The 17,758-nt window shown below is 63.4% G+C and carries 20 protein-coding genes, 1 tRNA gene and 1 riboswitch; of the genes, 13 read left to right on the forward strand and 8 right to left on the reverse strand.

Features of this window, described 5'->3' with window-relative positions:
• Positions 1-522: 522 nt before the first annotated feature.
• Positions 523-951 (reverse strand): hypothetical protein, encoded by a 429-nt coding sequence (locus ACESMT_RS04610; RefSeq protein ID WP_372825397.1) that lies wholly within the window; start codon positions 949-951, stop codon positions 523-525.
• A gap of 112 nt (positions 952-1,063) precedes the next feature.
• Complete coding sequence (locus ACESMT_RS04615) at positions 1,064-1,630, reverse strand: hypothetical protein (RefSeq protein ID WP_372825398.1); 567 nt, start codon at positions 1,628-1,630, stop codon at positions 1,064-1,066.
• Between the two features lie 227 nt (positions 1,631-1,857).
• Between ACESMT_RS04615 and ACESMT_RS04620 the strand changes: the two genes are divergently transcribed.
• Positions 1,858-2,109, forward strand: a complete 252-nt coding sequence (locus tag ACESMT_RS04620) for a hypothetical protein (RefSeq protein WP_372825399.1) — start codon at positions 1,858-1,860, stop codon at positions 2,107-2,109.
• An 87-nt stretch (positions 2,110-2,196) separates the two neighbouring features.
• Here the strand turns inward: ACESMT_RS04620 and trxC are convergent, their stop codons facing one another.
• The 3 genes from trxC to ACESMT_RS04635 are packed head-to-tail and all read right to left on the reverse strand — an operon-like array spanning position 2,197 to position 3,264.
• Positions 2,197-2,634 (reverse strand): thioredoxin TrxC, encoded by a 438-nt coding sequence (gene trxC, locus ACESMT_RS04625; protein WP_372825400.1) that lies wholly within the window; start codon positions 2,632-2,634, stop codon positions 2,197-2,199.
• Positions 2,635-2,675: 41 nt separating this feature from the next.
• On the reverse strand, positions 2,676-2,906 hold the full coding sequence (locus ACESMT_RS04630) for a hypothetical protein (protein WP_372825401.1): 231 nt from the start codon (positions 2,904-2,906) through the stop codon (positions 2,676-2,678).
• Positions 2,893-3,264: a hypothetical protein gene (locus ACESMT_RS04635; RefSeq protein WP_372825402.1), complete on the reverse strand. Its 372-nt coding sequence runs from the start codon at positions 3,262-3,264 to the stop codon at positions 2,893-2,895. The genes ACESMT_RS04630 and ACESMT_RS04635 overlap by 14 nt, the downstream gene beginning before the upstream one ends.
• A gap of 292 nt (positions 3,265-3,556) precedes the next feature.
• Between ACESMT_RS04635 and ACESMT_RS04640 the strand changes: the two genes are divergently transcribed.
• Together ACESMT_RS04640 and mnmC are read left to right on the forward strand one after the other, a co-directional pair.
• Positions 3,557-3,829, forward strand: coding sequence for an oxidative damage protection protein (locus ACESMT_RS04640; RefSeq protein WP_372825403.1), 273 nt, complete (start codon positions 3,557-3,559; stop codon positions 3,827-3,829).
• A 26-nt stretch (positions 3,830-3,855) separates the two neighbouring features.
• Positions 3,856-5,721, forward strand: a complete 1,866-nt coding sequence (gene mnmC, locus ACESMT_RS04645; RefSeq protein ID WP_372825404.1) for an FAD-dependent 5-carboxymethylaminomethyl-2-thiouridine(34) oxidoreductase MnmC — start codon at positions 3,856-3,858, stop codon at positions 5,719-5,721.
• 57 nt (positions 5,722-5,778) lie between these two features.
• Here the strand turns inward: mnmC and ACESMT_RS04650 are convergent, their stop codons facing one another.
• Positions 5,779-6,567, reverse strand: coding sequence for a response regulator (locus ACESMT_RS04650; protein WP_372825405.1), 789 nt, complete (start codon positions 6,565-6,567; stop codon positions 5,779-5,781).
• Between the two features lie 229 nt (positions 6,568-6,796).
• Between ACESMT_RS04650 and ACESMT_RS04655 the strand changes: the two genes are divergently transcribed.
• From ACESMT_RS04655 to ACESMT_RS04695, 9 genes are all read left to right on the forward strand, one after another.
• Complete coding sequence (locus tag ACESMT_RS04655) at positions 6,797-7,588, forward strand: sulfite exporter TauE/SafE family protein (RefSeq protein ID WP_372825406.1); 792 nt, start codon at positions 6,797-6,799, stop codon at positions 7,586-7,588.
• Between the two features lie 29 nt (positions 7,589-7,617).
• Positions 7,618-9,432, forward strand: a complete 1,815-nt coding sequence (locus ACESMT_RS04660) for a nitrite/sulfite reductase (RefSeq protein ID WP_372825407.1) — start codon at positions 7,618-7,620, stop codon at positions 9,430-9,432.
• A gap of 10 nt (positions 9,433-9,442) precedes the next feature.
• Positions 9,443-9,838, forward strand: a complete 396-nt coding sequence (locus ACESMT_RS04665) for a DUF934 domain-containing protein (RefSeq protein WP_372825408.1) — start codon at positions 9,443-9,445, stop codon at positions 9,836-9,838.
• A gap of 5 nt (positions 9,839-9,843) precedes the next feature.
• Complete coding sequence (locus ACESMT_RS04670; protein ID WP_372825409.1) at positions 9,844-10,464, forward strand: phosphoadenosine phosphosulfate reductase family protein; 621 nt, start codon at positions 9,844-9,846, stop codon at positions 10,462-10,464.
• 3 nt (positions 10,465-10,467) lie between these two features.
• On the forward strand, positions 10,468-11,424 hold the full coding sequence (cysD, locus tag ACESMT_RS04675) for a sulfate adenylyltransferase subunit CysD (RefSeq protein WP_372825410.1): 957 nt from the start codon (positions 10,468-10,470) through the stop codon (positions 11,422-11,424).
• Between the two features lie 113 nt (positions 11,425-11,537).
• Positions 11,538-12,947, forward strand: coding sequence for a sulfate adenylyltransferase subunit 1 (locus tag ACESMT_RS04680; protein WP_372825411.1), 1,410 nt, complete (start codon positions 11,538-11,540; stop codon positions 12,945-12,947).
• Between the two features lie 90 nt (positions 12,948-13,037).
• On the forward strand, positions 13,038-13,367 hold the full coding sequence (fdxA, locus tag ACESMT_RS04685) for a ferredoxin FdxA (RefSeq protein WP_372825412.1): 330 nt from the start codon (positions 13,038-13,040) through the stop codon (positions 13,365-13,367).
• Between the two features lie 215 nt (positions 13,368-13,582).
• Complete coding sequence (locus ACESMT_RS04690; protein WP_372825413.1) at positions 13,583-14,644, forward strand: NAD(P)/FAD-dependent oxidoreductase; 1,062 nt, start codon at positions 13,583-13,585, stop codon at positions 14,642-14,644.
• Positions 14,645-14,745: 101 nt separating this feature from the next.
• Positions 14,746-14,844: riboswitch (TPP riboswitch) on the forward strand.
• 66 nt (positions 14,845-14,910) lie between these two features.
• Positions 14,911-16,209: a cytosine permease gene (locus ACESMT_RS04695; RefSeq protein WP_372825414.1), complete on the forward strand. Its 1,299-nt coding sequence runs from the start codon at positions 14,911-14,913 to the stop codon at positions 16,207-16,209.
• Here ACESMT_RS04695 and thiD read toward each other — a convergent pair.
• Positions 16,193-17,047: a bifunctional hydroxymethylpyrimidine kinase/phosphomethylpyrimidine kinase gene (gene thiD / locus ACESMT_RS04700; RefSeq protein ID WP_372825415.1), complete on the reverse strand. Its 855-nt coding sequence runs from the start codon at positions 17,045-17,047 to the stop codon at positions 16,193-16,195. The genes ACESMT_RS04695 and thiD overlap by 17 nt on opposite strands.
• A gap of 144 nt (positions 17,048-17,191) precedes the next feature.
• Between thiD and ACESMT_RS04705 the strand changes: the two genes are divergently transcribed.
• Positions 17,192-17,267: transfer RNA gene (locus ACESMT_RS04705), tRNA-Asn, on the forward strand.
• 286 nt (positions 17,268-17,553) lie between these two features.
• Here ACESMT_RS04705 and ACESMT_RS04710 read toward each other — a convergent pair.
• Positions 17,554-17,758 (reverse strand): BrnA antitoxin family protein (locus ACESMT_RS04710; RefSeq protein WP_372825416.1); only part of this gene is annotated, 205 nt, incomplete at its 5' end.

The following is a 17,758-nucleotide window of genomic DNA, read 5'->3' on the forward strand; positions in this document are numbered from 1 at the left end:
AACGCCTGCCAAACTTCCCACCGCCGCGTGGATCAATCCACCACCAAAAAAGGAAACCGAAGCCGAAATTCCAACCGAAACACTACACCCTGCTCAGTAAATATATGTTCAACGGTGATGCAAAGTCATTGACACGTTCCGCTCTCTGCTTTTTTGCGTAGACGAAGAAGCCCATGCCGATCGAGCCGAACAAGACACCCCAAAGAAGCAAGGCTGAGTTCACTTGGAGAAGACGCCTCAACGTCAGAAATGTGCGGCGCGCGTAGCGGGTGTCCGTACGGTTAACTGGGTCTGTCGCGGATCGCAACACCTCCTGGCGCGTTTCCTGTCTATTCACAACCGTCCCATTTTTGGTCAACAGCCTACGGGGCCGTGTCATTTAGTCCGTTTCAAAAGCCAGTTTTTGCCCGTGCAATGTGTGCAGCCATGTACGCTACCAGATAATCGTGTTTGTACAAATGGCCAGTACGCGTGCTGGCGCTAGTCAATTAGTTGTGTCCAGCCGCCTCTGTGCGCTGCCGGTCAGGCTGCGGCAGCCGAGAAGGCAACGGGTAGCCCCACACGCGCGTGCTGGCGCACCACACGCGGCCGGGGTGCCGGAGGGGGCGCAGAGGCCGCCAGGCCAGCCGGGCGGCTGTCGGCAAACTCGGGAAGATGCACAGCCAGCTCGCCGAAGTTGGCGACGATGCGCGGCCCGACCCAGTGGCGCACCCAGCGGGCCAGCGCAATCCTCGGGTCGCCCATGCGCAGGCTCGATTCAAAGCGCGGGCTGTTGAAATAACGCGCCACAAAACGCTCCACCAGCGGGGTGGCTTCGTCGGCAACCCAGTCCAGAAATGCCGGCGACATCCGCAGGCAGCTTGCCTTCACGAGCTCGTTGACCAGGTCATCGAGCGCAGCAACGGCAACGATGGAAGCTTCATTGATGGAGATGGCTTGGGCGCGTGGCATGGTGGGCTGCAGGAAAACAGGCGGCAAACATCGAATAAAACGTGAGCTTGCAGGACAGACATGACATCCTGATGTCGTCGCCTGGCCGATGATGAAATGACTGATGGCTGCCTCAGGCCTCGGGCGGCAACAGCATGGAAATGCGCGCGCTCAGGCCATCGGCGCGCTCGGGCCCGGCGATTTCCTCGACGCTGCAAAGAAGATCGCGCGCGATGCTCATCATCGATTCGCGGTCACGCGCTTCCCGCAGCTGGTTGCGGTATTGTTTGGCCAGGTCCGGCATTTTCCGGACGAACATACGCTCGCAGATGTCGAAAAGAAACATGCGGGTGGTGGCCAGGGAGCGTTTGCCTTCAAAGTTGTCGCCCTGCGGGCTGGCCACGTCAGCGGCTGCGGGCGCGATGGGTGCGGGCGCAGTGAATGCGGGCACAGAAACGAGCTGGCCCGGTCTTTTGCCCGTCGTTTCTTTTTTCTCCGCAGCTCGCGGCACACCGGAGATCAGGTAGCCGTCAGAAATCAGCTTGCGCAGAATGCTGCCGTCGTCCTGTAGCAGCCCCTGCATCTCGTCCAGTGTCTTGCTGCCATCCGCCAGGAAAAGCGCGCCGCGCTCGCGCACGTTGAGGACCCGCTCCCTGGAGGCCAGTTCGAGTCTGGCTTTGTCCGACTTGTGTAGCTGCATGATGCGGCGCAAGGTTGCGAGGGTTGTGGGAAGTTGTGAATCCTAGGCAACAGGTATGTCCTCCCTGTGACAGAGACCCACCTCAAAAATAATCCGCCTCTCGCCAGTTCGCGATAGACAGCGCTGTCATCCGGGCGACATAATTTCTGGCAGCACGGCAACTGTTCCTTGTCCCGCGCTTGGATTTCAACCCTGACTTTTGATTTTTGATCTTTTGAAAGACCCTGATGAATGCAATCAAGAAGGCCCGCAAATTCATCGAAGTCCGTCCGCAATCGGAATCTGCGCAAACGCTGGCCCGTCTGGTACGCGCACTGGAGTCGGACGAGCCTTTCCCGCTGGGCGAGCTGTACAAACTGAACTACGAGCAATTTGGCCTGGGAATCGACATCCTCAAGGAATGGCGGCTAGACCGTTACTACATGGGCAAAGCCAAGCTGCATGACCTGTCGGTGCAGCTCGGCGACCTGCGTCACTGAAAATTTGATTGGTCCGCTGCAAGTGCGATCAACCCGGTGCCAGCGCGCGGTCACCGCATCGCGCCGGTGATTCGGGTGCAAAGCGCGCTACAACGCGTGAAACCTCGCCCACTTCACGATGTCGGCAGCGCCCATGGCGCCCGCTTGGCGCGCAACCTCACGGCCGCCCACAAACAAGGCCAATGTCGGGATGCTGCGGATGTTGAACCGCGCGCCCAGCGCAGGGACGGCTTCAGTATCGACCTTGGCGAGACGAAAGGCGGGTTCTAGCTCGGCAGCGGCCTGCTTGTAGGCAGGCGCCATCTGCTTGCACGGCCCACACCAAGGTGCCCAGAAATCAACCAGCACAGGGATCTGGCTGCGGGCGATGTGGCGGTCAAAAGACTCTTCACCGAGCGCAACCGGGTTCTGGGTAAACAGCGACTTGTGGCAGCTGCCGCAATCAGGTGCGTTGGCCAGGTCGTCCTGCCGGACGCGGTTGGTGGTGTGGCAATGCGGGCAGACGATGTGCAGGGAATCAGCCATCATTCACGCCCGGTGTCCGTTGGTTCAAAAAGAAATGGGGGTCAGTTGCCGGCTTCGTCCAGCGCCTTGCACGAAGGCGCGCAGACGGCGTGCGACTTGCCCAGCACCTTGCGGGTGCCCATTTGCGAGCGGGGGCGGTGTTTGCCGCACATGAAACACGACATGGTGGCCGCGCCGAAAGAGGCGGACGCCACAAAAGGCGAGCCCGACACTTTGGACTTGTAACGCAGCCCGTCGGCAAGGACAGTGGTTTTGGCATCAGCTCTGGCCATCGGTGACTCCTTTGTTGGGTTGGTTGGGTTGGTTGGGTTGGCGCATGGCGCGCTCTATGACTTGCCTGGCTTGCCGCTCGGCGCTGAGGGAGGTTTCCAGCGGGGAGCGGCACAGGCCCGCGTACTGGTAGTTGATATTTTCGTACAACTCGGCCGCGGCCGGGTGGGCATCGAGTAAAGCCCCCAGTTCGACGCCGTAACCCACGTCGCTAAAAGCCTCCACCAGGTGGTTGACGACGGAGAGATATTGCTCGGGGCCGACCGGCTCGGCGCTGTGCTCCAACCGCTCAAGCAGCTCGGCAAGCACGTGCGTCACGGTCAGGCTGGCGCTGGAGGAAGGGGTTTGGGTGGTAGTCATGCGTAATAACTGGGGGGTTTTGTCTGAAAAACAAGCACCCGGCATGGCCAGATTTTAGCAGCCTGGCGCTACCCCCCCGACCTTGGCAGCATCTGTTGCACGCCTTGACCCGCTACTTTTTTTATAGCTATACGCGCTTTAAGCGCAAGGCCAAGAGACCAAACATCTCCAGTGGCGTGGCACCGGCGCAGAGCATCGCCGACCCTGCCAGCCCAACGGCTAATGCGGGGCGGGTGGAAACATTCATAAAATTCAGTTCCACCTACAACAACACCTCACGAAAGACATCCCCATGGCACGCACCGTCAACTGCATCAAACTGGGCCGCGAAGCCGAAGGCCTGGACTTTCCGCCCTACCCCGGACCACTGGGCAAACGCCTGTGGGAAGAAGTCAGCAAGGAAGCCTGGGCGGAGTGGATGAAGCAGCAGACCATGCTGGTCAATGAAAACCGGCTGAACCTGGCCGATGCGCGCGCCCGCCAGTACCTGGCGCGTCAGATGGAAAGCCATTTCTTTGGCACCGGCGCAGACAAGGTGCAGGGCTACATTCCTCCTGCAGCGTGAGCTGACCCACAGCCTGCCAGCGTTTGATGGCTGAAGTGATCGAATGGCTGGAAGACGGCACGCCCTACAGCCCACGATTTGGTGACCGCTACCGCAGTGAGCTTGGCGGGCTGGCGCAATCCCGTGAGGTATTTTTGCAGGGCTGCGGCCTGCCTGACGCCTGGGCCGGCCAACCGCAGTGGCGCATTCTGGAAACCGGCTTCGGCCTGGGGCTGAACTTTCTGGTCACCTGGCAGGCCTGGAAGGCCGACCCCCAGCGACCGCGGCTGCTGCATTTTGTCTCGACCGAAGCGTATCCGGCAAGCGCCGACGATCTCCTGCGCGCGGCAAGCGCGCACTCTGAACTGATGCCTTTGGCGCAACAGCTACAAGCGCAGTGTTGGGGCCTGCTGCCGGGCGTGCACAGGCTGGTTTTCGAGGGCGGCCAGGTGTTGCTCAGCCTGTGCATAGGCGACACCAAAGCCGTGTTGCGCGAGCAGCACTTCGAAGCCGACTCGGTTTACCTCGACGGCTTCAGCCCGTCGAAAAACCCCGACATCTGGGACATCCACACGCTCAAGGCGGTGGCGCGCTGCTGCCGGCGCGGCACCCGTATCGCGAGCTGGACCATCGCGCGGGCGGTGCTCGACGGTTTGAGCCAGTGCGGTTTTACGGTGCAAAAAACCCCGGGCCTGCCGCCCAAACGCGACAACCTGCAGGGTGAGTTTGACCCGCGCTGGGAGCCGCGCAAGGCCATGTCATTCACGCCGGTCCTGCCCTCCAGCTGCGTGGTGATCGGCGCCGGGCTCGCAGGCGCGGCGGTGGCTGCCAGCCTGGCGCGGCGCGGCTGGCAGGTGGAGGTGCTGGACACCCACAGGGAGCCGGCAGGTGGCGCGTCGGGCTTGCCGGCCGGCGTGCTGGCGCCGCATGTGTCGCCCGACGACAGCCTGCTGTCACGCCTGTCGCGCTGCGGCGTGCGCGCTACCTGGCAGCAAGTGCAGGCCCTGCTGCAGCCGGGCAGCGACTGGCAGGCCTGCGGCGTGCTGGAGCGGCGACTGGACGGCAGCGCTGGACTGCCGGCGAATTGGCCGGAGGCCGGACGCGCCTGGAGCGAAACGGCAGGCCCGCAGCAACTGGCCCAGGCCGGGCTGAGCGCTTCCGGCGGCCCAGCCTGCTGGCACCAGCGTGCTGGCTGGATCAAACCGGCGCGACTGGTGCAGGCCCTGCTCGCGCAGCCCGGTATCCGCTGGCGCGGCGGCATGGCGGCAGCGCGGTTGCAGCGCGACCCTGGCAACGGCGACGGTAGTTGGCAGGTGTTCGATGCGCAGGAACGCTGCCTGGCGCAGGCGGGCATGGTGGTGCTGGCCGCCGGCCATGCCAGCGGCCGGCTGGTCATTGGTGGTTTGCCGCTGCAGGCGATTCGCGGACAAATCTCGTGGGGGCTACACGCTGGGTTGAAAACCGCAGCGGGCCTACCATCCTTTGTAGTCAATGGCCACGGCAGCCTGATCCCTTGCGTGCCGACCGATGCCGGCCTGACCTGGCTGGCCGGCGCGAGTTTTGAGCGCGACCAGGACAGCACCCAACCCCGGCCCGCTGACCAGCTGGCCAACGCCAAGCGCCTGCAAACCCTGTTGCCCGCAACCGCACAAGTGCTGGAGCCAGCCTTTCAAAACGGGACGGCAGGGGCCTGGGCCGGTGTGCGCTGCGCCTCGCCAGACCGGCTGCCGCTGGCGGGGCCGGTGGACCCGGTGGGGCAAGCCGGCCTCTGGGTCAGCACGGCCATGGGTTCGCGCGGCCTGACCTTTGCGGTGTTGTGTGGCGAGTTGCTGGCCGCCCGGCTGCACGGCGAGCCCTTGCCGCTGGAGCAGCGCCTGGCGCAGGCGCTGTCGCCGCAACGCTTTCGGGCCTGACGTTGCGGTACTCAAAGCCTTTTAGGCCACCAGCCCTTTATCCACGGGCGTAAGCAGCTATATATTTTGTAGCAGTTCCGAGAGCCTGTCCGGGTCCAGTGGTTTTTTCAGGTAGGCCTGCGCGCCAGAGAACCAGGCCTGCAGCCCACCACGCCAGACCGGCGCCGTACCGGTGACAAGAAAGTGCGCATTCGCCGGGCGCGTGCTTTCCACCGCTTTCAGCAGTTGCCTTCCGTCCTTGCCGCTCAGGCCGATGTCCACCATGACCAGGTGGTAGGCATGGGCGCGCAACAAGGCCAGGGCCACGTCCTCCCCGGCAGCCTCGTCCACTTCATACAGGCCGGCCGTGGCCAGCTTGGCGCGCAGGTACAGGCGCGGGTCACGCCCGGCGTCCACCACCAGCACACGCCGAGTGGCCGTCGGTCCGGCGCCATCCAGGGCCATGGGCGCGGTATCGTCCTGGCCATCAAAGTGCACGTCCAGGTCTTGCGCGTGCATCAGGTCCAGGTCGAGCGACAGCGCCGCCGAGCTCACAGGTGCGAATTCGGCGTCCAGTGCCTCGATCACCGTGGACCACCGGACCGGGGCCGGAAAAACCTGCCAGGCGGCGGCCGGAGCGTTGTCGCCAACCCAGACCAGCCTGATCCCGTCATGCACCGGGTTGGCCAGCGCCACCACGGCTTCCCAGCTGTCGCTGTCCACCAGCAGCACTTCCGGCGCGTCGGGAGATTCCGGTGTCCAGGGGGAATAAACCGTCTCGTGCGATTCGGACAGGCGAAACACGGTCTGCAAGGCATGGCGCTCCGCCTCGGTGAACCCGTAATACTTGACGAATAGTCGCTTCACAATGCCACTCCCCTCTCCTCGATTGTTTGCCGTGGATTATGCGGGGCTTGGGCTGCTGCTCCCAGCGGCATCCCCGCATCGCCCACATGCCGGGGCAACACCAGCCGTGGCGCGGGCCGGGCAAACGCTCGCCAACCCGCATGAACACTGGCGAATAAGCTTATTTGCATAAGTGAACAACAAATTTGTCGTTTGTTTTTATAAGCCGCCCCCCTAAAGTCTCCGGCTTATGGATGATTTTGCTTTTGTCTTTGCTGGCTTTGCGGTGGGCCTGGTCGTTGGCCTGACCGGGGTGGGCGGCGGCTCGCTGATGACGCCGCTGCTGATTTTCTTTTTCGGCATCAAGCCTCACCTGGCCATAGGCACCGACCTGCTGTTCGCCGCCTTTACCAAAATGGGCGGCACCGTGAGCCTGGCGCGTGCGCGTATCGTGGACTGGAAAGTCGTCGGCCAGATGGCCGCTGGCAGCATTCCGGCCTCGCTGGTCACGCTCTACGCCCTGCATTTGCTCGGCCCGGCCAGCCCTGCGGCCCACGCTGTGATGACAACCACGCTGGGCATTGCGCTGCTGCTGACGGCCGCCGCCACACTCTACAAGGCCGTCTACGGCAAAGCCGCTCCCCGACATATTGAAGCGGACCAGCTTGTCGCGGCCATCCAGGCCCCGCACTGGGGCTTGCCCCTGCTCTTTGGCGCGGTGATTGGCGCGTTGGTGACCGTCACTTCGGTGGGCGCCGGCGCTATCGGCGTCATCGTGTTGATGCTGCTTTACCCGGCCCTGCCGCTGCCGCGCATTGTGGCCGCCGATATTGTCCACGCCGTGCCGCTGACCCTGGTGGCCGGTATGGGCCACGCCTCCATCGGTTCCGTCGACTGGGTGTTGCTGGCCAAGCTGCTGGCCGGCTCGCTGCCCGGCATCTGGATCGGCGCGCGCCTGGTCACCCGCACGCCCGACCGCTGGATACGCTCACTGTTGTCCGTGCTGCTGGCTTATGCCGGTGTCAAGCTTATCGCCATCTGAATCCACGTTTTTTTTGATCTCTGACCGCCATGTACCAATACACAGAATTTGACCGCGAATTTGTCAAAGCCCGCGCCGACCAGTACCGCGACCAGCTGACCCGCTGGCAGGCCGGCGAACTGGCCGAAGACGACTTCCGCCCGCTGCGCCTGCAAAACGGCTGGTATGTCCAGCGCTACGCGCCCATGCTGCGGGTCGCCGTGCCTTATGGCGAACTGTCGAGCGCGCAGGTACGCGTGCTGGCAAAAATTGCCCGCGAGTATGACCAGCCCAACGCCGCCCTGTTCGAGGGCGCACAGGCCGCGCAGGACAAGCTCGGCCCCGTCAACCTCAAAAGCGGCCTGTCGGTGGCTTCCAGACTGACCGCCGGTTACGCCCACTTCACGACCCGCCAGAACATCCAGTACAACTGGATTCCGCTGGACAAGTCGGCTGACGTGATGGACCTGCTGGCCAGTGTCAGCATGCATGGCATCCAGACCAGCGGAAACTGCATACGCAACATCACCAGTGATGAACGCGCTGGCATTGCAGTTGATGAGATTGCCGACCCGCGGCCCTTCGGCGAAATCCTGCGGCAGTGGAGCACGCTGCACCCCGAGTTCGCCTTTTTGCCGCGCAAGTTCAAGATCGCCATCAGCGGCGCGAAAGAAGACCGCGCGGCCACGGCCTGGCACGACGTTGGGCTGCACCTGATCCGCAATGAAGAAGGCGAGCTGGGCTTCAGGGTCCAGGTCGGCGGCGGCATGGGGCGTACGCCCATCATCGGCACGGTGATCCGCGAGTTTTTGCCGTGGCACCAGATCATGAATATCATCGAGGCCATCGTGCGTGTCTACAACCGCTATGGCCGGCGCGACAACATGTACAAGGCGCGCATCAAGATCCTGGTCAAGGCCGAAGGCCAGAAGTACATCGACGACGTGGAGGCCGAGTACCAGCAGATCATGGACCACGACGGCGGCCCGCACACCATCACCCAGGCCGAGCTGGACCGGGTCACGGCGTCTTTTGTGCCGCCCCCGCTCAAGTGCGACCGCAAAAGCGCCGACGCCAAAATCGCCAACATCCTGCGCGCTGCGGCGGAAGACGACATCGAGTTCGGCCGCTGGCTCAAGCAGAACGTCGCCCCGCACCAGAACCCTGACCTGCGCGCCGTGACGCTGTCGTTCAAACGCCTGGGTCAGGCGCCCGGCGACGCTACGGCCGACCAGCTGGACGTGGCCGCCGATCTGGCCGACCAGTTCAGTGCCGGCGAGGTGCGTGTCACCCACGACCAGAACCTGCTGCTGCCCTGGGTGCGCTGCGACGAGTTGCCTGGGCTGTGGCGCGCCGCGCGCAAGGCCGGCCTTGCCAAGCCCAACTTCCGGCTGCTGACCGACATGATCGCCTGCCCCGGCGGCGACTTCTGCTCGCTGGCCAATGCCCGCTCGATCCCGATTGCCGAGGCCATCACTGAGCGCTTCCAGGACATGGACGAGCTGCACGACCTGGGCGAGATCGACCTGCACATCAGCGGCTGCATCAACTCCTGCGGCCATCACCACAGCGGCCACATCGGCATCCTGGGCGTGGACAAAGACGGCCTGGAGTGGTACCAGGTCTCGCTGGGGGGCTCGGACGGCTCCACCCTGAGCGGCGCGCCGGTGCCCGGCAAGGTGGTCGGCCCGTCGTTTTCGGCTGCCGAAGTGCCCGAAGTTATTGAGGCGGTGCTAGAGACTTACCGCAACGAACGCGAGGAAGGTGAAACCTTCATCGCCACCCTGCGCCGCACCGGTATCGACCCGTTCAAGCTTGCTGCCAACAGCGCGCGTTTTGCCGCTGCCACCCTGGCTGCTGCCTGAGGAACCCACCATGAAACTCCTTGCCTTGACCGATCACGCCGTGCTTGATGACAGCACTGCTCTTGTGCTGCCCAACGACGCCGACCCGCTGCAGCCCTTGCTGGAAGGTGTGAGCCGCATTGACCTGCACTTTCCAAAATTCACAGACGGCCGGGCCTTCAGCCAGGCTTTTCTGCTGCGCCGCCGGCGCGGTTTCCAGGGCGAGATCCGCGCCACCGGCGACGTATTGGCTGACCAACTGGCGCAGATGGAGCGCAGCGGTTTTGACGTGGCCGTGTTGCGTGCCGACCAGGACATGGCCACGGCTTGGCGCGTGCTGGACAGTTATCCCGGTTACGGTGTCGGCAAATACCAGGGCGACGCTGTCGACGTGCAACCCCACTTCAAGGAAGCGGCTACCGCCTGACTACCATGAGCCTCGACCTCGCAAAGATCAACGCTGAATTTGGCCGCAATGCGCAAGGCCTGGTGGAGTGGGCCGTGGGGCTGGGCCGGTCAGCCATCGTGACAACCAACTTTCGCCCGTTCGAAGCGGTCATCCTGCACATGGTGACGCGCGCTCATCCCCGTGTTCCGGTGGTCTGGATGGACAACGGCTACAACACCGAGGCCACCTACCGCTTCGCCGACGAAGTGACGAAGCTGCTCAAGCTGGACCTGCACATTTACCTGCCGCGCCGCTCTCGTGCGCACCGCGAAGCCGTCGACGGCGCTACCCCGTCGCTGGACGACCCATGCCACGCGGCCTTCACCGAAGAGGTGAAGCTCGAGCCGTTTGGCCGTGCCCTGCGCGAAACGGCCCCCCAGGTTTGGTTCACGGCCCTACGCGCCACCGAAACCGCCGTGCGCGCCCAGATGGATGCGGTCAGCGTCAACCCGGACGGGTTGCTCAAAGTCGCACCACTGCTGCACTGGTCGTCCAAGGACCTTCACCAGTACTGCGAGACCCACAGCCTTCCCAACAATTTCGACTATGTGGACCCTACCAAGGGCGAGGACAACCGCGAATGCGGCCTGCACCTTGCACACTGACTTATGAACGCCCGCACACCCTCCAACCTGCTACCAGCCGCCCCGGTGACGTCCATCGCGCGGCTGTCCAACGCCCACCTCGACGCCCTCGAGGAAGAGACCATCTTCATCCTGCGCGAGGTCGCCGCCGCCTTTGAACGCCCGACCCTGCTGTTTTCAGGCGGCAAGGACTCGCTGGTCATGCTCAAGTGCGCTGAGAAAGCCTTTGGTGTGGGCCGCATCCCCTACCCGCTGCTGATGATTGACACCGGCCACAACTTTCATGAAGTCACCAACTTCCGCGATCTGCGCGCGAAAGAGCTGGGCGCCGAACTGATTATTCGCAACGTCGAAGATTCGATGCAACGCGGCACCGTGCGCCTGGCGCACCCGGGCGAGTCGCGCAATGTGCACCAGTCGGTGACGCTGCTCGAAGCGATTGAGGAGTTCCGCTTTGACGCGCTGGTTGGCGGCGCGCGCCGCGACGAAGAAAAAGCCCGCGCCAAGGAGCGCATCTTCTCGCACCGCGACAGTTTTGGCCAATGGCAGCCCAAGGCGCAGCGCCCCGAGCTGTGGACGCTGTTCAACACCCGCCTGCAACCGGGCGAACATTTCCGTGTATTCCCGATTTCGAACTGGACCGAACTCGACGTGTGGCAATACATCGAGCGCGAGAACATCGCCCTGCCATCGCTCTACTACGCGCATCAGCGCAAGGTGGTCGAGCGCAAGGGCCTGCTGGTGCCGGTGACCGAGCTCACCCCCGCGCGCGAAGGCGAACAGGTGGTCGAGAAAACCGTACGTTTTCGTACCGTGGGCGACATCACCTGCACCTGCCCGGTGGACAGCCCGGCCGCCACCGCCGCCGAGATCGTGATTGAGACGCTGGCTGCCGACGTGAGCGAGCGCGGCGCCACGCGCATGGACGACAAGACCTCCGATGCCTCGATGGAGAAGCGCAAAAAAGATGGGTATTTTTAGTTCTCCCCCGGGCAGGCTTTGCCTGCTCCCCCGGGGGGCGGCGCCTGTGGGCTGGCCAAGCCGGACCCGCGGCCCTTACTGATCAAGACCTTGCCACCATTTTCGAGACTGAGATGAACCCAAGCACCTACACTACTGATTTGATAGCTGATAGCGCACAGCCAGCAAAGGCTGAAGGCCAAAATGATCTTCGGTCGGCGCTGAAATTCATCACCTGCGGCTCGGTCGATGACGGCAAGAGCACATTGATCGGCCGCCTGTTGGTGGACAGCAAGGCCGTATTGCAGGACCACCTGGCCGGCGTGCAGCGTGGCGGCGCAACCGACCTGGCGCTGCTGACCGACGGGCTGAGCGCCGAACGCGAGCAGGGCATCACCATCGATGTGGCCTACCGCTACTTCAACACCGAAAACCGCAAGTTCATCATTGGTGACGCACCCGGCCATGAGCAGTACACGCGCAACATGGTGACGGCCGCGTCGAGTGCCGATGCTGCTGTGGTGCTGGTCGATGCGACCAAGCTGGACTGGAAAAATCCGGCGATGGAACTGCTGCAGCAAACCCGGCGCCACTCTCTGCTGGTCAACCTGCTGCGGGTGCCGTCCATCGTGTTCGCCGTAAACAAGCTCGACGCGGTCGATGATTCCACCCTTGCCTTCAAAAACATCAGTGCGGTACTGGCGGCCTTCGCACAAGCTGCAGATATTCCCGTCAAAGCCATCGTGCCCATCTCCGCGCTGATCGGTCACAACGTGGTCGACGCCAAGCCAGGCTGGTGCGACTATGAAGGTCTGTCGCTCCTGCAACTGCTCGAAAAGTTGCCCGCTACGCCCGCAGAAAGCACGGAGGCGTTTGCATTTCCGGTGCAATGGGTGGAGAAACCCGCCCCCACGCTCGGCACTGACGTGTCCTCGCTGCCCCCCGGGGGGGCTGTTTCTCCTAGGGGCGGCCCGTCGGAAAAACCTTTCTCCTCCTCGTCGGATACCAGCCAGGGCCGCCGCGTCTTCTGGGGCCGTGTCGCCACCGGTGGCGTACAGGCGGGCCAGACCGTCACGGTGCTGCCGAGCGGGCAAAGCGCCATGGTGGCGCAGGTGCTGGACCACACCCGCGAGCCCCGATCCATTCTGGCTGGTCACAGCGCAGGCATCGTGCTGGACCGCGAGGTGGATGTCTCGCGCGGCGACTGGTTGCTGGCTGCCGACACCTTTGAACCGAACCGCGAACTGTCCGTCACCATCGCCTGGATGGACGACGAGCCGCTGGTCGCTGGTCGTATCTACTGGGCGCTGCATGGTCACCGCTGGGTCAAGGCCAGGGTCAAGCGCATCGTGCACAAACTCGATGTCAACACCCTGGCCGCAGAAGATGCCGGCGAACTGCCGCCCAACGCGATTGGTCATATCGAGTTGAGCCTGCAGGAGCCGCTGGCCACCCTGCCGTATGCACGCTCGCGCGTGCTGGGCTCGCTGGTGCTGGTGGACACGGCATCGAACAAGACTTCTGGCGCGGCGCTGATTCTTTGACCCCCATTCAGGCCCGCGCCGCCACGACTTAACCCTGCTAACAGAATCCTCTTAAAATTGAGGGTTTCCACTGATCCCCGCCAGAACAACATGACTCACATCGTTTCCGAATCCTGTATCCGTTGCAAGTACACCGACTGCGTCGATGTGTGTCCGGTGGACTGCTTCCGTGAAGGCCCGAACATGCTGGTGATTGATCCGGACGAATGCATCGATTGCGCCGTCTGTATTCCTGAGTGCCCGGTCAACGCGATTTATGCTGAGGAAGACCTGCCCGCCGACCAGATCGCCTTTATTAAAATCAATGTCGAACTGAGCCTGGCCGCAGGCTGGAAAAGCATCACCAAGCGCAAGGAGCCCTTGCCCGATGCCGACGAGTGGAAAGACAAGACCGGAAAGCTGTCTGAGTTGATCCGCTAGATATGCGCACCCCTGCCGGATGCTCACGTCGTGTAGCACCACCTCCCCTTGCAGGGGACGGCGCCTGCGGCCTGGCAAAGCCAGTTCCGCGGCGAAATTGGCACATCCCCGTCGGTCGCTCACTTTGTGTAGCGCCATCCCCCCTTGCAGGGGGCGGCGCCTGCGGCCTGGCAAAGCCAGTTCCGCGGCCCCTCCTGGCTTGGTAGCGTAGCGGCATGACCAGCACCTCAGTAATCCAGACTGACGCGGTCGTGATCGGCGCAGGCCCTGTCGGCCTGTTCCAGGTGTTCCAGCTCGGACTGCTGGAGATCAAGGCCCATGTGGTTGACAGCCTGCCCCACCTGGGCGGCCAGTGCATGGAGCTGTACCCCGACAAACCGATTTACGACATCCCCGGCACGCCCCGCACCAGCGGACGCGAACTCGTCGCCAGCCTGCTCAAGCAGATCGAGCCCTTTGGCGCCACCTTCCACCTGGGCCAGGAAGTCAGCACCCTGGCGCCGCAGACCGACGGGCGCTTCCTGGTCGAAACCTCGCGCGGCAAGCGCTTCCTCACCAAGACGATTTTTATTGCCGCCGGTGTCGGTGCCTTCCAGCCACGGCGCTTGAAGATCGACGGCCTCGATGCGTTCGAACACACGCAGCTGTTTCACCATGTGACGGACCCGACGTGGTTTGCCGGCAAGAACCTGCTCATCGTGGGTGGCGACGAACCGGCCATGGCATGGGCGGCCCGCTTCGCAGAGGCTGGCCCCCACCAGGCCGGGCGCGTGACACTTCTGCATCGCCGCGAGGTCCTCACGGCTTCAGCTGACGCGCAGGCCCGTTTCAGAGGCCTTTGCGACGCGGGGGCGCTGCAGTTCAGGGTCGGCCAGGTGACCGGGATTGAAGTCGAAGGCGGCACCCTGCGCGCAGCGCGCATCACCGACGTAAACGGCGATACCGCCCCCCTGCCGATTGACGCGCTGCTGGTGTTGCTGGGCCTGTCCCCCAAGCTGGGGCCCTTGGCGCACTGGGGACTGGACATGGAACGCAAGCAGCTTGTGGTGGACACCGAAAAGTTTTCCACCAGCATCCCGGGCATTTTTGCGGTAGGCGACATCAACACCTACCCCGGCAAGAAAAAACTGATTCTTTGCGGCTTCCATGAATGTGCACTGGCCGCCTTCGGTGCCGCCGCGCTGATCTTTCCTGGCGAGAAAATCCAGCTTCAGTACACCACCACCAGCCCCAGGCTGCACAAGCTGCTTGGCGTGGAGTCGCCGGTTTTTGATTGACACCTGGCGCTGCAAACCGGAACAAGGCCCGCTGTAGCGGGCCTTGTTCGTTCGACCCGGCTGCAGCGTGCGGGCTACAATCATGCTGCGGTCCTGAGGATCGCACTCGCTGGGGGTGTTGCCGCGCAAGCGGCGACTGAGAAAGTCCCTTTGAACCTGATTGAGGTAATCCTCGCGCAGGGAAGCATGTCAGAGGCGCTCTCCAGTCCCGGTACTGCGACCAGCGCCCGCGCAAGCCAACCTGCCATTAACCCAAGGAAAAGTTGATGGCTACACAAAACAACACCGCACTCACACCCGTGGCTGCGTCGGATCGTCTGTTCGGCTGGCGCGAACACGCCGCGCTCTGGCTGAGTCTGGGCGTCGGCCTGCTGGTCATGCAGATCGGCGCCTACCTGGTACCGGCACTGGGCACGCAGCAGGCCCTGGCGGTCATCGTGGTCGGCTCCATCCTCGGCGCCGGGCTGCTGGCCTGGACCGCGAAGATCGGCTGTGACAGCGGCCTGTCCAGCGCCGGCCTGATGCACGCCACCTACGGCAGCAGTTTCGCGCGCCTGCCGGTGTTGCTCAACATTGTTCAGCTGATCGGCTGGACCACCTTCGAGCTGGTGGTCATGCGTGACGGTACCGTCGCCATCGCGCGGCAGTCGGGATCGTTCGTCGCGTCTTTCTGGCCGGTGCTGGCAACGCTGCTCTGGGGCGGTGTGCTGATTGCGCTGCTCTCGGGCTCCATGGTCACGCTGGTGCGCAAATTCATTGGCCGCTTTGGTTTGCCGTTGGTGATTGCCTCTTTGCTGTGGCTGACCTGGCAGTTCCTCGGTCGCGCGCAGGCCCAGGGCTGGGAGGCTTTCTGGAACCGGCCCGGCGCAGGTGGCATGAGCACGCTGTCGGCACTCGATCTGGTGATTGCGATGCCGGTGTCGTGGCTGCCGCTGGTGGCCGATTTTGCGCGCCACGGGCGCGACGGCAAAAGCGCCCTGCGCGGCACCTGGCTGGGTTACGCCATCGCCAACACCTGGTGTTACGGCCTGGGTGTGCTGATTGCACTGACCACGCCCAGCACCGATCTGGTTGCTGCACTGCTCCTCGCGCAAGGCGGGCTGATTGCCCTGGGCCTGATCCTGATTGACGAGGTGGACAACGCCTACGGCGATTTGTACTCAGGCTCGGTCGCTGGCCAAAGCCTGAAGCCGGGCTGGAGCCTGCGCCGCTGGGGCATAGGCCTGGCCGTGTTGTGCACCGGTCTGGCGCTGGTGTTGCCCATGCGCAGCCTGGAGCCCTTTTTGCTGATGCTCAGTTCGGTTTTTGTCCCGCTGTACGGTGTGATTTTGGCGCGCCTGGCGGGCACACCCAACGTGGCGTCCTTGGTCGGCGCCAAAAAAGTCAACCTCGGCGCGGTGCTGATCTGGCTGCTGGGTGTGGCGACCTACCACCTGTGCGCCAAATTCGTGCCCGAATGGGGTGCTGCACTGCCCACCTTGGCCCTGACCTTTGTACTGGCCCGCGCAACCCGCGCCCCATCCAGGCCGGCGTCAGGTCAGGCTTCGCTCAGCTCTGCGGCCTGAAAGGCTTGAGCCGCATGGCCATGGGCGCGTGCCCATGATTCAGCGGCCCGCTGCCCGCGCCGGTCTTGACTTTGGCGCCCGCCAGCAACGCCGCCCGCACATAGCTGCGGGCCGTTTCCACCGCTTCGCGCAGCGGCTGCCCCAGCGCCAGACCGGCCGCGATGGCAGAAGACAAGGTACATCCGGTGCCATGGGTGTTGGCGCTGTGAATACGCGGCGCATGCATCCAGTGCTTCTCGCTAGAGGCCATGAGCAGCAGGTCCATCACCGTGTCGCCGGGCAAATGCCCGCCCTTGACCAGCACTGCCCGCGCACCCATGGCCTGCAGCTCATGCGCGGCAGCTTCCATGTCCTTCGCATTGCGCAAGGGCCGCCCGACCAGCAAGGCCGCTTCGTCCAGGTTGGGCGTGACCAGCACAGCCCGCGAAAACAGCTCACGCACCAGCACCTCAATGGCCGGGTTGGCTATCAGCACGGCACCGCTGGTCGCGACCATGACCGGGTCCAGCACCACGTTGACGAGCGCGTGACGGTCTATCGCCTCAGCCACCGCCATCACGGTCTCCGGCGCGTGCAGCATGCCAATCTTGACGGCGTCCACGCCGATGTCCTCGACCACAGCATCGATCTGGTGGCTGAGGATGTCCGCCGGCACGCCGTGAATGGCGCGCACCCCCACGGTGTTCTGCGCTGTCAGCGCGGTGATCGCCGTCATGCCGTAACAGCCGAGCGCGGCAATGGTCTTGAGGTCGGCCTGAATGCCCGCGCCACCGCCACTGTCCGACCCCGCGATGGACAACACACGCGGATACTCAAATTCAAAGGTGTCGTTATTCATGAAGAAAAGCTTCCCGGTGACTCACGCCTGATCAAGGTGATGCCGGATTATCGGGGAAGCGGCCTCCGGGCCTGCAGGGACTCGCCGCGAGCAGGTGGTCGAGGGGAGAAGGCTCGAAATTATGGCTATAATCGTGGGCTGTATTCCTCAATAGCTCAGTTGGTAGAGCGCCGGACTGTTAATCCGTAGGTCCCTGGTTCGAGCCCAGGTTGAGGAGCCACATAAAACAAGGGCTTGCACGTAAGTGCAGGCTCTTCGTCTTTCTAAACGTGACGAAAACGTGAAATCTCCACCACGTTCCTGCCACTTCCCCCGCGCTCTATGCGCGACGCTGCGGATAACAGCTTCTCAGTTGCAAATTTGGCGTAGTGGTCCACCATCGAGCCCGCTGGCATTCGAGCAGCTTCGTACTGGAAGCTGAAATGTGTCCACAAAAGCGGGTCAAGTCCACTCTGTCTGGCCTTGCGCGAGGGGAACCAGCTGGGGCAAAAACGGATCTGGCGTACTCAGGCCTTCAGCAGCCCACGCTTGACGGCTTCGCCTAGCAGCGAATTGATACGGGTCTGCCAGCCTGGGCCTGTTGCCTTGAGGGCGTCCAGAACTTCGGCATCTACGCGCATGTTCAGCGTTGGGCGCTTCGCCGCCACGGTCGGGCGGCCACGGCCTCGCTTGATAGTCGCGCCCGCCCAGTACGCAGCCACTGCGGCGGCG

Source organism: Polaromonas sp. (assembly GCF_041689105.1).
Taxonomy (GTDB): Bacteria; Pseudomonadota; Gammaproteobacteria; order Burkholderiales; family Burkholderiaceae_C; genus Polaromonas.

Bases quoted from the DNA above. Each gene is read 5' to 3' on its own strand.
- ACESMT_RS04680 (WP_372825411.1), top strand. From the start codon at position 11,538: ATGAACCCAAGCACCTACACTACTGATTTGATAGCTGATAGCGCACAG.
- ACESMT_RS04695 (WP_372825414.1), top strand. From the start codon at position 14,911: ATGGCTACACAAAACAACACCGCACTCACACCCGTGGCTGCGTCGGAT.
- ACESMT_RS04670 (WP_372825409.1), top strand. From the start codon at position 9,844: ATGAGCCTCGACCTCGCAAAGATCAACGCTGAATTTGGCCGCAATGCG.
- ACESMT_RS04640 (WP_372825403.1), top strand. From the start codon at position 3,557: ATGGCACGCACCGTCAACTGCATCAAACTGGGCCGCGAAGCCGAAGGC.
- ACESMT_RS04630 (WP_372825401.1), bottom strand. From the start codon at position 2,906: ATGGCCAGAGCTGATGCCAAAACCACTGTCCTTGCCGACGGGCTGCGT.
- mnmC (WP_372825404.1), top strand. From the start codon at position 3,856: ATGGCTGAAGTGATCGAATGGCTGGAAGACGGCACGCCCTACAGCCCA.
- ACESMT_RS04660 (WP_372825407.1), top strand. From the start codon at position 7,618: ATGTACCAATACACAGAATTTGACCGCGAATTTGTCAAAGCCCGCGCC.
- ACESMT_RS04665 (WP_372825408.1), top strand. From the start codon at position 9,443: ATGAAACTCCTTGCCTTGACCGATCACGCCGTGCTTGATGACAGCACT.
- ACESMT_RS04690 (WP_372825413.1), top strand. From the start codon at position 13,583: ATGACCAGCACCTCAGTAATCCAGACTGACGCGGTCGTGATCGGCGCA.
- ACESMT_RS04620 (WP_372825399.1), top strand. From the start codon at position 1,858: ATGAATGCAATCAAGAAGGCCCGCAAATTCATCGAAGTCCGTCCGCAA.
- fdxA (WP_372825412.1), top strand. From the start codon at position 13,038: ATGACTCACATCGTTTCCGAATCCTGTATCCGTTGCAAGTACACCGAC.
- ACESMT_RS04610 (WP_372825397.1), bottom strand. From the start codon at position 951: ATGCCACGCGCCCAAGCCATCTCCATCAATGAAGCTTCCATCGTTGCC.
- thiD (WP_372825415.1), bottom strand. From the start codon at position 17,047: ATGAATAACGACACCTTTGAATTTGAGTATCCGCGTGTGTTGTCCATC.
- cysD (WP_372825410.1), top strand. From the start codon at position 10,468: ATGAACGCCCGCACACCCTCCAACCTGCTACCAGCCGCCCCGGTGACG.
- ACESMT_RS04615 (WP_372825398.1), bottom strand. From the start codon at position 1,630: ATGCAGCTACACAAGTCGGACAAAGCCAGACTCGAACTGGCCTCCAGG.
- ACESMT_RS04635 (WP_372825402.1), bottom strand. From the start codon at position 3,264: ATGACTACCACCCAAACCCCTTCCTCCAGCGCCAGCCTGACCGTGACG.
- ACESMT_RS04655 (WP_372825406.1), top strand. From the start codon at position 6,797: ATGGATGATTTTGCTTTTGTCTTTGCTGGCTTTGCGGTGGGCCTGGTC.
- trxC (WP_372825400.1), bottom strand. From the start codon at position 2,634: ATGGCTGATTCCCTGCACATCGTCTGCCCGCATTGCCACACCACCAAC.